Origin of the sequence: Microbacterium sp. K36 (genome assembly GCF_004794355.1) — a bacterium.
In the GTDB taxonomy this organism is placed as follows: Bacteria; Actinomycetota; Actinomycetes; order Actinomycetales; family Microbacteriaceae; genus Microbacterium; species Microbacterium paraoxydans_D.
The window spans coordinates 50,570-66,414 of sequence record NZ_SSDN01000099.1; the positions used below are offsets into that span (position 1 = coordinate 50,570).

Sequence of the window (15,845 nt, forward strand, 5' to 3'; positions counted from 1 at the left end):
ATTAGGCTGGAAGGTATGACTTCAGCACCCCGCACCCCCTCCGCCATCGACAGGGTCGCCGATGAATGGGTCGACACGATCGCCGTCCTGGCGCCGACTCTCGGCACCTACATCGGCCGCTCCGAGGTCAACGACCGGTTCGGCGATCTGAGCCCGGAAGGTCATGAGGAGATCGCCGCGGCGACGCGGGCCACGCTCGACAAGCTCTCGGCGCTGGAGCCCGTCGACGCGATCGACGAGGTCACCAAGACCGACCTCAGCGCCGAGCTCCGCCTCGACCTCGAACTGCACGACGCGAAGTGGCACCTGCGCGATCTGAACGTCATCGCCTCCGCCGCTCAGGACGTCCGCTCCGCCTTCGACCTGATGCCCACCGCGACGGTCGAGGACTGGGAGGTCGTGTCCACCCGGCTCTCCGCCGTGCCGGCGGCGCTGCGCGGGTACATCGAGACGCTCCGTCTGGGCATCGCCGAGGGGGTCACTCCCGCCCGCCGTCAGGTCGCGGAGGTCGCGACCCAGATCGACCGCTACATCGCCGACGACGGGTTCTTCGCTGCCTTCGTCGCGCACGCCGACCCGCAGGAGGGCCAGCTTCCCGCCTCGCTCGCCCGCACGCTGGCAGACAACTCTGCGGCTGCCCGAGTCGCCTACGGCGAGCTGCGGCGCTTCCTTGCCGAGGAGCTCGCACCCGAGGCGGGCGAGACGGACGCCGTGGGGCGCGAACTGTACGCCCTCAACTCCCGCCGATTCCTCGGCGCCACCATCGACCTCGACGAGACCTACGAGTGGGGTCGCGAAGAGCTCGCCCGCATGGTCGCCGAGCAGACGGCGATCGCGAACGAGATCCTCCCCGGCGCCTCCGTCGAAGAGGCCGTCGCGCATCTGGAGTCGGACCCCGCCCGCAAGCTCGTCGGCACCGAGGCGCTCCAGCGGTGGATGCAGGAGACCAGCGATCGTGCGGTCGCCGAGCTCGGCGCCTCGCACTTCGACATCCCGGAGGCCATCCGCACCCTGGAGTGCATGATCGCGCCGACGCAGGAGGGCGGGATCTACTACACCGGTCCCACCGACGACTTCTCCCGCCCCGGTCGCATGTGGTGGTCGGTCCCCGAGGGCGTCACCGAGTTCGACACGTGGCGCGAGCTCACCACCGTGTACCACGAGGGTGTGCCGGGACATCACCTGCAGATCGCCCAGGCCGTCTACAACCGCGCCGAGCTCAACTCCTGGCGGCGGCTGCTCGCCGGCACGTCGGGGCACGCGGAGGGCTGGGCGCTGTATGCGGAGCGGCTGATGGAGCAGCTCGGTTACCTCGATGACCCGGCGGATCGCCTCGGCATGCTGGACGGGCAGCGGATGCGGGCGGCGCGCGTCGTGCTCGACATCGGCGTGCACCTCGGCAAGCCCCGTCTCGAGGGCGACGGCGTCTGGGATGCCGACTACGCGCTCGACTTCCTCCGCCGCAACGTCAACATGTCGGACCAGTTCGTGCAGTTCGAGGTCAACCGGTACCTCGGCTGGCCGGGTCAGGCGCCGTCGTACAAGGTCGGTCAGCGCATCTGGGAGCAGGTCCGCGACGCCGTCCAGCAGGCGGAGGGCGACGGGTTCAGCTTCAAGGGCTTCCACAAGCACGCCCTCGATCTGGGCGGTGTCGGGCTGGACACGCTGCGGAGCGCGCTGCTGCCTCGGTGACGGGAATGCCCGCTCGAGTCCGCGCGTTCCATTCATCTGAATAGGAAGGTGTGACATGGACATCGAATTCGGGCTGGACACGTTCGGCGACATCACGCGGGATCAGGACGGCGAGCTGCTCAGCGGTGCGCAGACCATCCGGAACGTCGTCGCGCAGGCGGAGCTGGCCGACACCGTCGGCGTGGACTTCTTCGGCGTGGGGGAGCATCATCGGCGCGAGTTCGCGGTCTCGTCTCCGGAGATGGTGCTCGCGGCGATCGCCGCCCGTACCGAGCGGATCCGGCTGGGCACCGCCGTGACCGTGCTGTCCTCGGACGATCCGGTGCGCGTGTTCGAGCGCTTCTCGACCCTCGACGCCCTGTCCGGAGGGCGGGCGGAGGTCGTGCTCGGGCGCGGTTCGTTCATCGAGTCCTTCCCGCTGTTCGGCTACGACCTGCGCGACTACGACCGGCTCTTCGAGGAGAAGCTCGAGCTGTTCGTCGAGCTCCTCAAGGAAGAGCCCGTGACGTGGTCCGGCTCGCTGCGGCCGTCGCTCGACAACGCGGACGTCTTCCCGAAGACCGAGAAGGGTCTGCGCACGTGGGTCGGCGTCGGCGGCAGCCCTGAGTCGGTGGTCCGCGTCGCCCGCCACGGCCTCGGCCTCATGCTGGCGATCATCGGCGGGCCGGCCGGGCGATTCAAGCCGTTCGTCGACCTCTACCACCGCTCGGTTGCCTCCTTCGGCACGACCGCTCACCCGGTGGCCGTGCACTCGCCCGGGCACATCGCGCCCACCGACGCGGAGGCGTGGAACGAGGCCTACCCGGGCTTCGAGGCGATGCACAACACCATCGGTCGGGAGCGCGGCTGGCCGCCGTACAGCCGCGCGCGGTTCCAGAACGACATCGGCCCGGAGGGCTCCCTCTACGCCGGCTCGCCCGAGCGTGTGGCGGCGAAGATTGCCGACACGATCACGACCCTCGGGCTCGGCCGCTTCGACCTCAAGTACGCGACGGGAACCCTCTCGCACGAGTCGATGATGCGCAGCATCGAGCTGTACGGCACCGAGGTGATCCCTCGGGTGCGGAAGCTCCTCGCCGACCGCGACTGAGCCGGCGTCATCTCGCGGCTCGGCGGGACGGGACGGCCCTACGATGAGAATCATGGCCGATACCGCCCTGCCGAGCCGCACCTCGCTCGCCGAGCGCCTCGACGTCCTCCCGTTCACCCGCCGACACCTGCGCCTGCTCACGGGCTCCGGCGTCGGCTGGGCGCTCGACGCGATGGACGTCGGACTCATCTCCTTCATCATCGCGGCGCTCTCACAGCAGTGGGATCTCACGAAGGGGGAGGCCGGCTGGATCGCCTCGCTCGGCTTCGTCGGCATGGCGGTCGGCGCGACCCTCGGCGGTCTTCTCGCTGACCGCTTCGGCCGCCGGCAGGTGTTCGCCCTCACTCTGCTCATCTACGGTGTGGCCACCGGAGCGAGTGCTCTGGTCGGATCAGTGGCGGCCCTGCTCGTGCTGCGTTTCTTCGTCGGCCTCGGTCTCGGCGCGGAGCTGCCGGTCGCCTCGACCTACGTGAGCGAGTTCGCCCCCGCGCGCATCCGCGGGCGGCTGATCGTCATCCTGGAAGCGTTCTGGGCCGTCGGCTGGACGGCATCGGCCCTGATCGGATACTTCGTGATCCCCGCCTCCGAGGCAGGCTGGCGATGGGCCTTCGCGCTCGGCGCCATCCCGGCGGTCTACGCGCTCGTCGTGCGCTGGGGCCTGCCGGAGTCGCCGCGCTGGCTCGCGTCCCGCGGACGCATCGCGGAAGCCGATCGCATCGTGGCGTCGTTCGAGGCCGATGCGGGAGTCGAGTACACGCCGCCCCTCCGGAAGGAACCGGCGTCGCGGGCGATCGCGAAGACGGCACGGGCCCGGCTCACGACCCTCTGGAGCCCGGAGTTCCGCGTGCGGACGGCGTGCCTCTGGCTCGTGTGGCTCGGCGTCAACTTCGCCTACTACGGGGCCTTCATCTGGATCCCCAGCATCCTCGTCGACGCCGGATTCGACCTCGTCCGGTCGTTCGGGTTCACCCTCATCATCACGCTCGCGCAGCTCCCGGGCTATGCCGTGGCGGCCTGGCTCATCGAGGTGTGGGGACGCCGCATCACGCTGTCGGTCTTCCTGCTGGGGGCGACCGCATCGGCCGTCGTCTTCGGCACCGCCACGACCGTGCCGATGATCATCGGCGCCGGCATGGCCCTGTCGTTCTTCACCCTCGGCGCGTGGGGCGCGCTGTACGCGGTGACTCCCGAGATCTACCCGACCTCGCTGCGCGGCACCGGGGCGGGTTGGGCCGCCGGGGTGGGCCGCATCGCCTCCATCGTGGCGCCCCTCGCCGTTCCCGTCCTCCTCGGCGCCGGTGGCGCTCCTCTGCTGTTCATCGTGTTCGCGGCCTGCTTCCTCCTCGCGGCGGCGGCGGCGTGGGGTCTGGTCGACCGGAGCGGAGCGGCGCTGGACGACCGGTGACGTCCGGGACCGGGAATAGGCTGGGCGCGTGGCTGATGTACGTTTCGTCGCGATAGGCGACTCCTTCACCGAAGGCGTGGGCGATGTGCTCCCCGATGGGCGCGAGCGCGGCTGGGCCGACATCGCCGCGCAGGGATGGGCGGATGCCGCGGGGCATGCCATCCAGTACGCGAACCTGGCGATCCGCGGGAAGCTGGCCTGGCCGATCGTCGAGGAGCAGCTCGAACCAGCCCTGGCCCTGCGTCCCACGCACCTGTCGTTCAACGGTGGCGGCAACGACATGCTGCGGCCGCGGACCGACGTGGAGCACATCGCCGATGCGTTCAGCCGGGTCCTGCGACGGTGCGACGAAGAGGGGGTGACGATGATCCTGCTCTCCGGCGCCAACCCCAGCGGGCAGCTCCCGATGGGCTCTCTCGTGCAGCGCCGGGGCGACCTGCTCTCCGAAGCGGTCCTGCGGCGCATCGAGGACCGCCCGGACGTCATCCGCGCCCTCAACTGGCCGGACAAGGAGCTGTCGCAGCCCGCCTACTGGTCGGAGGACCGGCTCCACATGAACGCGGCCGGGCACCATCGCGTCGCGGCCCGCGTGCTGCACGGGCTCGGCTTCGAGCCGCCGTCGGCCTGGTGGGCGCCGTTGGACCGCTGGGCCGCGGGGCCGGCGGGCCTGGCCTACTACCGGGAGTTCGTCGGGCCCTGGGTGCGTCGACGCGTGACGAGGACCTCGTCGGGAGACGGCCGGGCAGCGAAGTATCCGACCTGGGTCGAGCGGACTCCGGCGTGAGCGTCGTCGTGCGCCGCGCATGAGCGACATCGAACTGGTCCGTCTTCCCGCCGGGTCGGTCACGCTGCACGACGCCCGGCGCCGCACGCGCCGCACCGTCGAGCTCGAACCCTTCGCCCTCGGTGTCTTCCCGGTGACCGAAGAGCAGGTCACCGAGGTCCTGGGCACCCCGTCACGGCATCCTCGTCGCCCGGTCGCCGACGTGAGCTGGCTGCGGGCCATCCACTTCTGCAACGCCGCCTCGGAGTGGGAGGGCCTCGATCCCGTGTACCACTTCGAGGGCGAGGACGTGGCCTGGGACACCACGGCGGACGGCTACCGCCTTCCGACCGAGGCCGAGTGGGAGTACGCCTGCCGAGCCGGCTCCACCGGGCCGCACTACGCCCTGCTTGCCGAGGCCGCCTGGACGGCGGCCGACGGCGTGGGAACGCCGCAGGACGTGGGCGGGAAGCTCCCGAACCTGCATGGGCTCTTCGACACGCTCGGGAACGTGTGGGAATGGTGCTGGGATCTGCTCGACCCCGCGCGGTATGACGACTACCGGGTCTTCCGCGGCGGCGGGTTCGCCGACGATGCCTGGAGCGTGCGCGCCTCGGTCCGCCGCGGGGGAGCGCCGCGCATGCACCACGAGGACGTCGGCTTCCGCGTGGCTCGGGGTGCCTTCGACACCGAGGATGAGGCGCAGGGCTGGTCGGCCGCCGCGGATCGGGACCGCGCCTTCGTCGACGGCGGGGTGCCGTCGGGATGGACCCCGCGCCGGCGTTAGCGTGGGCTCGCGGCGGTTTTGGCCGTGGTCTGCGCCGGGTGGGAGACTGAACGGATGACCAGGCCCTTCGCGCTCATCCTCAACCAGGGTCGCGTCGCCGACCGCACGGATGGAGCCCTCCTCGGGGCGCGTCGTGTCGCCGACGCGCTGTCCTCGCTTCTGCGGCGGGACCCCGTCGTGGTCGGCACTCCGGAGCCCGGCCGGCTCGACGACTGGTCGGTCGCGCTGCCCGAGGCTTCGGACACGCTCGCGGGCCTCCGTGCCGCGGTGGAGGAGGCGATCGCGGGGGAGACGACGCCGCTCCTCGTGACGAACACGTGTGCGGCGAGCCTCGGAACGCTGCCGAGCGTTGCCGAGCACCACCCCGACGCGGTGGTGCTGTGGATCGATGCGCACGGCGACTTCAACACGCCGGACACGACCGACTCCGGCTACCTCGGCGGTATGGTCCTCGCCGCCGCCTGCGGGCTGTGGGACAGCGGCCACGGGGCGGGCCTCGACCCGCGGCAGGTCATCGTCGTCGGCGGCCGCGACATCGACCCCGCCGAGGGAGAGCTCCTCGCCGGCGCAGGAGTGACCGTCCTCAGCCCCGCGGAGAGCACGCCGGAGAGGCTGAGCGCTCTCATCGACGGGCGACCGGTATGGATCCACGTCGACTGGGATGTGCTCGAGCCGGGCTACATCCCCGCGGCCTATCGCGTCGGCGACGGTCTGCTGCCGCACCAGGTGGCCGCGCTGTTCGCCGCGATCCCGGCCGCCGACGTCCGCGGCGTGGAGCTCGCCGAGTTCGAGGCGGGCGACGCGGAGGTGCCGGAGCGCGTCAGCGTCGAGTTGATCGTGGAGACCGTGCAGCACCTGCTGCGCTGACGGCGCGGAGTGTCGTCACGGCGCGGCGGGTGCGGCGCCGAGGTGCCAGGCGGTGATCTCGACCTCGGAGCCCGAGACGATGTCGAGCTCGACCGGCCACGAGCCGCGGTCGTACCCGGGGAGCACGGCGGCGTGCAGCGCACGCGCCACGAGGGCGCCGTCCGTCGCGTGGGCGTCCCATCCGATCACCGCGGTCGCCTCGCCCTGGGGCGGTACGGTGACGGGCGCGGAGCCGGGGTCGGTGGCCAGGAAGGACGAACCGGGCCGCACCTCGACGTCGAGCGCATGGCCGTTCTGGTCGGCGAAGGCGATGTCGGGATACCCCTCGACCACGCAGGGCTCCTCACCGACGTTCATCAGCCGGATGCTCTGGGCGCGGTGCCCCGTGGCCCCGTCGGCGGTTCCGAGCAGCAGTGTGGCTCGGTCGGGGGTGCAGGCGCCCGCGGGAAGCTGGGGTGTCGAGGCCCCCGGGGCGCGGTCCGGCACAGGGTCGCCCACTGCCGCCGGATCGACGAAGGCTCCGGACTCGTCGGTGGTGCCCTGCAGCGCGGCGTTCTCCTCGACGATCTGGCGCTGCCACGCGGCATCGGCCAGGCTCCCGATGACGACGAGAGCGACCATGCTCGCGAGGGCGACACCGAGGAGGCGCGGAGACCATCGCCGCGCAGGTTCCTCGCCGGCTCTGCGCGAGAAGGCCCAGGCGGGGATCCATCCCCAGGCGAGTCCCCAGTAGGCGGTGACCGGCGCGGACTCGACGACCGCAGCCGTGAGACCATGCAGGCCCGAGAGAGGCAGGAAGGACAGCACCCGGGTGACGTCGTCGCACAGCCCGACGACTGTTCCGGCGAGGACGGCACCGAACCAGAGCACGAGGAACGCGTGGGCCCGGCCGACACCCTGCGCACGGCGTCCCACGATCCAGGCGACGCTGCACAGGACGGCGGCCGTCATCGCCAGCACGAGGACGCCCCACGCGCCGGGGAGAAGCCAGGCATGACTCTGCAGCGGACCGATACCCACGAAGCTCAGCAACCGCGTCAGCACGATGTCGGAGCCGGTCAGTCGGGCGATGGCACCGGAGACGATCCACAGTGCGCCGAGGAGCAGCCCGGCGAGCAGTGCCGCCGTCAGCGGCGGCCTCGTGCGACCGTCTCGGGCGCTCGAGACGGCGGCGGTCGACGGGGGAGCGGAGGCCATGCCTCATCCTATGGGCGCTCAGCGACGCCGCTCGGGATCCAGCCCCATGCGGATCCGCGTCCGCTTGCGTTCGATGAGGATGAACACGACTCCGAGGATCCAGAGCGGGATCAGGGTGAGGAACGCGACACGGAACGCGTCGAGCGTGTAGGTGTCCGGGGTGCCGGCACCCTGGGCATCGAGGAGGAGACCGATCACGAACACGGCGATCAGGGCCGCGATGAAGCCGCCCGCGTTCGTCACGCCGGTCGCCGTGCTGAGGCGATGCACGGGGTTGTGCGTGCGGGCGTGGTCGAAGGCGATCATCGACGCGGGGCCCCCGGTCGCCAGAGCGACCGCCAGGACCCAGAGCAGCCAGTCCGGGGCAGGGCCGGGGAGGGCGATGACCGCGATCCAGGCGGCCATCTGCACGCCGACCGCGGGGAGGACGAGGGCGAGCGAGCGGTGGTTCGGGAGGCGACGGGAGAGATCGCCGATGATCGGGCCGAGGATCATGCCCGCGACCACGTAGATCGAGATGATCCCCGCCGCGTGGGCGGTGGTCAGGCCCTCCCCGGCCGTGAGGAACGGCATGCCCCACAGCAGCACGAACACCGTGCCGGCGAACGGGGTGGTGAAGTGCGACCAGAACGCGAGCCGCGTGCCGGGATGTGCCCACGCCGCCCGGATGCCGACCCCCGTGTCGATCGCCGACGTCACGACACGCACGACTCCGGTGTCCGTGTTCACCGACACGTCGGGGCCGCCCTCCGCGGGGTTGTTGCGCACGATGAGCCACACGAGGATCGTGAAGAGCAGGCCAAGACCGGCGATGCTGCCGAACGTGATCGACCAGGTGGTGGCGTGCAGCAGGGCGGCGACCGGCACCAGCGCGATCAGCTGCCCCGCCTGCCCGATGATCCCGGTGAACTGGACCATGACGGGGCCGCGCTGCGCGGGGAACCATGTGGCCACCAGGCGCAGCACGGCGGGGAACACGGCGGCGTCGCCGGCTCCGAGGAGGACACGCGCGACGATCGCGATGCCGATGCTGGGGGAGAGGGCCATGGTGAGCTGTCCGGCCGCCATGAGCAGCATCCCCGCCGTGATGATCGGACGGGATCCGTAGCGATCGAGGAGGACCCCCACCGGGATCTGCATCCCGCCGTAGACGGCGAGCTGCACGACCGCGAACAGCGCGAGCGTGGAGGCGTCCGCCTGGAAGCGGTCGGCGGCCTCGACGCCGACGGCACCCAGAGACGTGCGGTTGGTGATGGCGAGCACGTAGGCCGCGACGCCGACGGACCAGATCGCCCAGGCCCGCCACCCCGGCGTGGAGACGGGGGAGTGGGAGACCTGAGGCACCCTTCCACGCTACTCCTGACCGACGATGTCCGACGCCGTGGCTAGAGTGCCCGCATGACAGCCTCCTCGCAGCACCATGCCCTCGACTACGTCGAGCTCGTCGTCACGGACCTCGACGCGGCGAAACGCTTCTTCACCACCGCCTTCGGGTGGAGCTTCCAGGACTACGGGCCCGGCTATGCGGGCATCCTCTCGCCCCGTGGAGACGGGATCGAGGTCGGCGGACTCCTGCTCGCGGACGCGCCGCGACCCGTCGGCGGTCCGCTTGTGCTGCTCTACTCCGACGATCTCGATGCGACGAGGGAGGCGATCCAGAACGCAGGCGGCCGGATCCTGCAGGACCCGTATGCATTCCCCGGCGGCCGGCGCCTTCACTTCGCCGACCCGAGCGGCAACGAGCTCGGCGTCTGGTCCTCCCACTAGGTGTTGCAGAAAACAGCGCGGGGGCAGAGGAGTGCCAGACTGCGAGGATGAGTCACCTGCCCCGCATCCCGGAGATGGAGACGTCGCGCCTCCGCATGCGCAGGCAGGCGATCGAGGACGCGCCCGTGTTCCGGCACCTGTGGACCGAACGCGACGAACGAGTCCCCGCGCACCGGCGGCTCGACCTGGACGGTCGTCCCGACGTGGACGACATCCGAGCGCATATCCGCGATGCCGAGGAGTCGTCGCTGCTCACCGTGGAACGCATCGACACCGGGGATCCGATCGGCTACTGCGGTCTCGTCTACGGCGGCGAGGGGGTGGGCGCCGAACCGGAGCTCGCGTTCGAGCTGCTGCACACCGAGCACAACCGGGGGTATGCCACCGAAGCTGCCCAGGCCGTCCTGGTCTGGGCAGACGGGGCGGGCCTCGACCGCGTTTGGGCCGGCGTCTGGGAATGGAACCTCCCATCCCGGCGAGTGCTCGAGAAGCTCGGCTTCGTCGAGTCCGGGTGGGAACGCCCGTCCTCCGTCCACGGTCGGAACATCCTGACCGTCAGGACGCACTGCGCGGGTGTGCACAACTGGCCCGGTGCGGGAGGATGAGCGCGGTCTTCAGGTGATGGTGACCGGCGCGACGCGCAGACGTTGCTCGCGGATGCCCAGGACGAGGGCGACGATGCCGAGGACGACGGTGCCGATTGCGGGCCCGTCCAGGACGAGATGACCGGCGATCCTCGATGTCGTTGTGCCCAAGGGCGCCGATGAGGAAACGGTGATGCCGACGACGAACGCGAGGGGCGTCCAGAAGACGACCCACAGCGGGGCCCAGCGCCAGGGCGACGGGAGGACCCCCGCGCGTCCGATTCCGACAGCGGCGATGATCGCCAACGTGGCCAGACTCCCGTAGTACAGCGCGGCAGCAAGCACCCAGGCGTCTTCGCGCGCGTTGGGGTCGCCGGGCGACTCCGGGACGAGGCCGAACCAGAGAGACTGGGTGAACGGCGCGACAGCCAGCGCGAGGGTCGCGACGGCGCTCACCGGCCGCCGATCAGTGACGCTACCCGCGCGACCGACACCGACCACGAACAGAACGGCCGCCGATGCGAACACGGCATCCTTCGCGATAGCAAAGCCGGCGAGCTCCCCGCGGGCTGTGAACCAGATGACGACCGAGAGGAGGAGCAGGACTCCGCCGGTGACCCATGTGAGCCGACGCGCTCGACTGACAGCAGCTGCGTTCTCGGCCCCATCGCTCACGCAATCACCCTAGTCGTCGTCGGTTGTCCGAGCAGCCCGCAGGGAGCACCCCGCCGGGAAGCCGCACCTCGTAGGATCGCGATATGACCTCGCCTCACCGTGTCCCTGCAGATCTGCGGAAACGCGGGGGCTTTCGGGGAGCGGATGAATCGACCGCCTCCCTCATCCTCAGCCAGTTCTTCGTCGGTGGCTTTTTCCTGTTCATCGTGGCTTTCTTCCTCGCACTCGGTGCTGCGGACGAGTACGACGGGGTGACGTCCTTCATCGCGGCGAGCATCATCGCCGTCGTCCTGTCCGTCGTGTCCATCGTCACCGCCTTGGTGATCGGCCTGCCTCTTCGCCTCGTCTCGACGCTGCGCGCGCGGTGGCTCGCCCACGGCGAGATCACCGTCCTCGGGGTCGTCGTAGGACTTGGCGCCTGCATCGTGTCGGTCGTGCTGGCGGGCGGAAGCGGGGGAGCGGCACTCCCGTGGTGGGCGTTCGTCATCTCGTGGTCGGTCCTCGCCTTCTCGGTCGCGCATTTCGTCTGGCCAGGACGACGTCGGCAGGGGGATCTCCGAGAGCCGCCCAACAACGGCCCGGCCGCGTGAGCACACGCGGGGAGGATCAGCAGCCGGAGGACCCGGGAGCACGGGACGCCGATGAGCACGTGCCGACGCACACGCGGCGGGGATTCCTCATCGCTGCCGGAGCCGGAGTCGCGGTGACCGGCGTCGGCATCTGGCTCTCCGCGAACTCCGGGGGAGAGGCGGACGACACCGGACGCAGCCCGGACAATCCCCGAGGACTGCCAGAGTACGAGCCGGTCTACGACCGCGCGGTCACCGGTCTCGAGGTACCGCTCGGCTTCGAGGACTGCGCCCATCCGACGGTGCGCGCTGACCGGAGCATCGCGGGAAGCGATCGCCGAACCGTGAGCCCGGTCATCGACCGCTTCATCATCCACCACACCGGCACGACGACGGACCAGTTGGACTTCTTCTCCCGCTGCAACAGGAGATCATCGGCTCCCACCTTCTATCTGCGACACGACGGCTCGGTCATCGAGACCATCCGTCCGGGAGCGAAACTGTCGTCCACCGGAGCGGACTGGAACTGGCGGTCGATCGCGGTGGAGACGCTGGATTTCACCGGAGCCCCGGAGTACACGGTGACCACCGCGCAGGTGGAGGAGATCGCGCAGATGATCGCGTGGCTCGCAGGCTTCGACGGCCGGACCCTGGACGGCGTTCCGGTGCGCTTCCGGATCGACAGAGAGCACGTCATCACCCACCAGGAGACGTGGTCGGGAACGGAGTGTCCCGGTCCGTTCCTCCAAGCGCGAGTGGATGACATCGTGGCCCGAGCACGGGAGATCCGGAAGGAGTCGCGGTGACGGCAGGAGAGCGGGCTAGTTGTCGTTGAAGTACCGACTCGAATCCGGCGTCCGACTCCGGCTTTCCCCAAGCTGACATAATGTGCATTATCGGATGATCAACATCCCGAATCGTACGAACGATCAGGCAGCCGCCTGCCGTTTGGTGGCCCGACGGAAAGATCTCCACAACTGCCGACGCTTCAGACATGCGCGGCTTGTGCCACCGTATGTCATTCGAGAGGCGCCGCAGTGAACGGCGCCCGATCCGCGAACTGGAACGCGCGTCCGAAGAACGTGGAGCCACTCGTCGGAGAGCCGGGATCTCGGGGCACCACGCCTGTCGCGGCCCAGAGCATTTCGCGCAGCCACTGCGCGCCTCCATAGACTCGAAAGTTGCCGACGCGTTCAGCCGTGTGGTCAGCGCGCTCCAGCACGACGTGGATGCGTGACAACTCCTCGATCTCGTGGGAGTACACGGTCCACTCTTCGTTGGCTTCTCCGTACTCGAGCGGGTCGAACTCTGAGGATGGGTCCGAGGCGAAGTTCTCGAGTTCTTCGGATCTCGCACGCTGACGCAGCAGCTGCGGGGCGCGCAGCGTGAAGGCGACAATCGCGAGTTCGGGATCCACGAACTCATCGATCAGGTCCTCGCCGTACCGATCAAGATCTAGTGGCGTAGCGCCTAGTGAGGTGAGGAAGGAGGCTACGTCGTCCACCAGAGGCATGGCGGGCACGTTGTAGTGTTCGCGCGCTGACTCAAGCAGCTGGTCGTAGGTTGCCATATGTTCTCCGACGGTGCTTGGGTCGGCGCCTGAATTCGTGACGAGAGAGAGTGGAGAAGCCCCCACCGCGGCCCTCGATCATGCGTTGACGTACGCCGCGAGATGTTCGCCCGTCAACGTCGAGCCGTCTGCGACGAGCTCGGCGGGCGTTCCCTCGAACACGATGCGACCGCCGTCGTGGCCGGCTCCCGGTCCGACGTCGATGATCCAGTCGGCGTGTGCCATGACGGCCTGATGATGCTCGATCACGACCACCGTCTTGCCCGCGTCGACAAGTCGATCCAGCAGTCCGAGGATCGTGTCGACGTCAGCGAGATGCAGGCCCGTCGTCGGCTCATCCAGCACGTAGACGTCGCCCTTCTCACCCATCTGGATCGCGAGCTTGATGCGCTGGCGCTCACCGCCGGACAGGGTCGACAACGGCTGTCCGAGCGACAGGTAGCCGAGCCCCACGTCTTCCAGGCGTCCGAGGATGGCGGCCGCAGCCGGGAGCTTCGCCGCACCCTCACTGAAGAACACACGGGCTTCAGACACCGGAAGGTCGAGGACCTGGGTGATGTCCTTCCCGCCGAGCTTGTACTCCAGCACCGCCGCCTGGAAGCGCTTACCGCCGCAGTCTTCACAGGGGGTCTCGATGGTGTCCATGAACCCGAGCTCGGTGATGATGACACCGGCACCCTTGCACGTGGGACATGCGCCCTCGGAGTTCGCGCTGAACAGGGCGGGCTTCACGCCGTTCGCCTTCGCGAAGGCCTTGCGGATGGGCTCGAGCAGCCCCGTGTAGGTCGCGGGATTGCTGCGACGCGAGCCCTTGATGGCGGATTGATCGATCGCCACCACGCCCTCGCGTCCGGTCACTGAACCGTGGATGAGCGAGCTCTTACCGGAGCCGGCGACACCGGTGACGACGGTCAGGACGCCGGTCGGGATGTCGACGTCCACGTTCTGGAGGTTGTTCGTGGATGCGCCGCGCACCTCGATCGCGCCGGTGCGGTCACGCACGGCGTCCTTGAGCTGTGCACGGTCGTCGAGGTGCTGCCCCGTCAGCGTTCCACTGGCCGTGAGCCCCTCGACGCTCCCCTGATAGCAGATCTCTCCCCCAGCGCTTCCGGCACCCGGACCCAGATCCACGACATGGTCGCCGATCATGATGGTCTCCGGCTTGTGCTCGACGACGAGCACTGTGTTCCCCTTGTCGCGAAGGCGGAGCAGCAGGCCGTTCATCCGCTGGATGTCGTGCGGGTGCAGCCCGATCGTCGGCTCGTCGAAGACATACGTGACGTCGGTCAGCGAGGACCCCAGGTGCCGCAGCATCTTGATACGCTGCGCCTCTCCCCCGGACAGCGTCCCCGATGGCCGATCCAGGCTCAGGTACCCCAGGCCGAGGGTCACGAAGGCGTCGAGGTTGGCGCTCAGCGCCTGGAGCAGCGGCCCGGCTCCCGGGAGATCCAGACCGCGGACCCACGTGGCGAGATCCGTCACCTGCATGCGGCACGCGTCGGCGATGCTCACGCCGTCGATCTTCGACGACCGTGCGCCCTCGGTGAGCCGCGTGCCGTCGCACTCCGGGCACACCGCGAAGGTGGCCACCCGCTCCACGAAGGCGCGGATGTGCGGCTGGAGCGCATCGAGGTCCTTCGAGAGCATGGACTTCGTGATCTTCGGGATCAGGCCCTCGTAGGTCATGTTGATGCCGGAGATCTTGACCTTCGTGACCTCTCCGCAGAGGAAGAGGTGACGCTGCTTGTCTGTGAACGACGAGATGGGCTTGTCCGCCGGATAGAACCCGGACTGCGAGAAACCCTTCACCATCCAGCCGTCGGCGGTGTACCCGGGCACCATGATGGCACCCTCGTCGAGGGACTTCGACTCGTCCACGATCTGGGACAGGTCGAGGTCCGACACCACTCCCCTGCCCTCACATCGCGGGCACATGCCCCCGAGGTAGATCGCGTCCTTCACGATCTTCTTCTCGCCACCCGGCCCCGTCATGACACCGCTGGCCTTCTGTGTCGGGATGTTGAACGAGAACGCCGTCGGGCCGCCGATGTAGGGCTGGCCCAGCTTGCTGAACAGGATGCGGAGCATGGCATTGGCATCCGTCACGGTGCCGACGGTCGACCGCGGGTTCGCGCCGAGACGCTCCTGGTCCACGATGATCGCCGTGGTGAGCCCTTCCAGCACGTCGACGTCGGGACGCGGCACCGACGGCATGAAGCCCTGCACGAACGCGCTGTACGTCTCGTCGATCATCCGGCGCGATTCGGCGGCGATCGTGTCGAAGACGAGAGAGCTCTTCCCCGATCCGGAGACTCCGGTGAAGACCGTCAGACGTCGCTTAGGTATGTCGACACTCACGTCTTTGAGGTTGTTCTCGCGCGCGCCCTGGACGCGGATGAGGTCGTGAGTGTCCGCGGGGTGCTCGGCAGCGGTCATGCGGCGTCCTTCGTGGTGGTGGGGCCGTCAGGCGGCCTGATTGATACGGAGCAGGTTGCCCGCCGGATCGCGGAAGGCGCAATCGCGCACGCCGTACGGCTGGTCCATCGGCTCCTGGACCACATCGGCACCGACGGCGACCAGCCGTTCGAACAAGGCGTCCAGGTCGTCGCTCGCCAGAGTCAGCGCGCCGTAGCTGCCCTTCGCGATGAGCTCCAGGATGGTCTGCCGCTCCGCGTCGGTGATGCCGGGATCGGTGGCCGGCGGGTGGAGGACGATCGAGGTCTCGGGTTGACCGGCCGGACCGACGGTGAGCCATCGGAGTCCGTCGTAGCCGACATCGTTGCGCACCTCGAAGCCGAGGGCGTCGCGATAGAAGCCGAGAGCGGCGTCGGCGTCGGTGTGCGGGAGGAAGGCGTAATGGATGCTGATCTTCATGATGC

Annotated in this window: 16 protein-coding genes; 10 read left to right on the forward strand and 6 right to left on the reverse strand. The window is 69.3% G+C overall.

What is annotated here, in order from left to right; translation table 11 throughout:
* The first annotated feature begins 15 nt into the window (after positions 1-15).
* Genes DW296_RS14510 through DW296_RS14535 form a run of 6 tightly spaced genes read left to right on the forward strand, consistent with a single transcriptional unit; the run spans position 16 to position 6,604 of the window.
* Positions 16-1,692: a DUF885 domain-containing protein gene (locus DW296_RS14510; protein ID WP_136052778.1), complete on the forward strand. Its 1,677-nt coding sequence runs from the start codon at positions 16-18 to the stop codon at positions 1,690-1,692.
* A gap of 55 nt (positions 1,693-1,747) precedes the next feature.
* A complete protein-coding gene (locus tag DW296_RS14515) occupies positions 1,748-2,782 on the forward strand; it encodes an LLM class flavin-dependent oxidoreductase (protein ID WP_136052779.1) in 1,035 nt (344 codons plus the stop codon).
* Positions 2,783-2,834: 52 nt separating this feature from the next.
* A complete protein-coding gene (locus DW296_RS14520) occupies positions 2,835-4,187 on the forward strand; it encodes an MFS transporter (protein WP_136052780.1) in 1,353 nt (450 codons plus the stop codon).
* A gap of 28 nt (positions 4,188-4,215) precedes the next feature.
* Positions 4,216-4,971 (forward strand): SGNH/GDSL hydrolase family protein, encoded by a 756-nt coding sequence (locus DW296_RS14525; RefSeq protein ID WP_136052781.1) that lies wholly within the window; start codon positions 4,216-4,218, stop codon positions 4,969-4,971.
* A 19-nt stretch (positions 4,972-4,990) separates the two neighbouring features.
* Positions 4,991-5,737: a formylglycine-generating enzyme family protein gene (locus tag DW296_RS14530; RefSeq protein ID WP_136052782.1), complete on the forward strand. Its 747-nt coding sequence runs from the start codon at positions 4,991-4,993 to the stop codon at positions 5,735-5,737.
* A gap of 54 nt (positions 5,738-5,791) precedes the next feature.
* Complete coding sequence (locus DW296_RS14535) at positions 5,792-6,604, forward strand: arginase family protein (protein ID WP_136052783.1); 813 nt, start codon at positions 5,792-5,794, stop codon at positions 6,602-6,604.
* A 15-nt stretch (positions 6,605-6,619) separates the two neighbouring features.
* On the opposite strand, the gene DW296_RS14540 is transcribed toward DW296_RS14535, so the two are convergent.
* Both DW296_RS14540 and DW296_RS14545 read right to left on the reverse strand, forming a co-directional pair.
* Entirely contained in the window at positions 6,620-7,801 is a 1,182-nt protein-coding gene (locus tag DW296_RS14540; RefSeq protein WP_136052784.1) for a DUF4232 domain-containing protein, read from the reverse strand.
* 18 nt (positions 7,802-7,819) lie between these two features.
* Entirely contained in the window at positions 7,820-9,145 is a 1,326-nt protein-coding gene (locus DW296_RS14545) for an MFS transporter (RefSeq protein ID WP_136052785.1), read from the reverse strand.
* A 54-nt stretch (positions 9,146-9,199) separates the two neighbouring features.
* Here DW296_RS14545 and DW296_RS14550 point away from each other — a divergent pair, with 54 nt between their 5' ends.
* Positions 9,200-9,568, forward strand: a complete 369-nt coding sequence (locus tag DW296_RS14550; protein ID WP_136052786.1) for a VOC family protein — start codon at positions 9,200-9,202, stop codon at positions 9,566-9,568.
* Between the two features lie 47 nt (positions 9,569-9,615).
* Entirely contained in the window at positions 9,616-10,173 is a 558-nt protein-coding gene (locus DW296_RS14555; RefSeq protein WP_240743100.1) for a GNAT family N-acetyltransferase, read from the forward strand.
* A 9-nt stretch (positions 10,174-10,182) separates the two neighbouring features.
* Here the strand turns inward: DW296_RS14555 and DW296_RS14560 are convergent, their stop codons facing one another.
* The gene (locus tag DW296_RS14560; protein WP_136052787.1) at positions 10,183-10,827 is read right to left on the reverse strand and encodes a hypothetical protein; all 645 of its coding nucleotides are present in this window, start codon (positions 10,825-10,827) and stop codon (positions 10,183-10,185) included.
* A gap of 206 nt (positions 10,828-11,033) precedes the next feature.
* Between DW296_RS14560 and DW296_RS16540 the strand changes: the two genes are divergently transcribed.
* Together DW296_RS16540 and DW296_RS16545 are read left to right on the forward strand one after the other, a co-directional pair.
* Positions 11,034-11,417, forward strand: coding sequence for a hypothetical protein (locus DW296_RS16540; protein ID WP_168429044.1), 384 nt, complete (start codon positions 11,034-11,036; stop codon positions 11,415-11,417).
* The gene (locus DW296_RS16545) at positions 11,414-12,202 is read left to right on the forward strand and encodes a peptidoglycan recognition protein family protein (RefSeq protein WP_168429045.1); all 789 of its coding nucleotides are present in this window, start codon (positions 11,414-11,416) and stop codon (positions 12,200-12,202) included. Before DW296_RS16540 ends, DW296_RS16545 begins: the two co-directional genes overlap by 4 nt.
* Before the next feature lie 212 nt (positions 12,203-12,414).
* Here the strand turns inward: DW296_RS16545 and DW296_RS14570 are convergent, their stop codons facing one another.
* The 3 genes from DW296_RS14570 to DW296_RS14580 form a co-directional block, all read right to left on the reverse strand.
* Complete coding sequence (locus DW296_RS14570; RefSeq protein WP_136052789.1) at positions 12,415-12,966, reverse strand: hypothetical protein; 552 nt, start codon at positions 12,964-12,966, stop codon at positions 12,415-12,417.
* A gap of 78 nt (positions 12,967-13,044) precedes the next feature.
* Positions 13,045-15,402 carry an ATP-binding cassette domain-containing protein gene (locus DW296_RS14575; RefSeq protein ID WP_136052790.1) on the reverse strand — a complete coding sequence of 786 codons (2,358 nt, stop codon included), beginning with the start codon at positions 15,400-15,402 and terminating at the stop codon, positions 13,045-13,047.
* 27 nt (positions 15,403-15,429) lie between these two features.
* Positions 15,430-15,840, reverse strand: a complete 411-nt coding sequence (locus tag DW296_RS14580) for a VOC family protein (RefSeq protein WP_136052791.1) — start codon at positions 15,838-15,840, stop codon at positions 15,430-15,432.
* Positions 15,841-15,845: the final 5 nt, after the last annotated feature.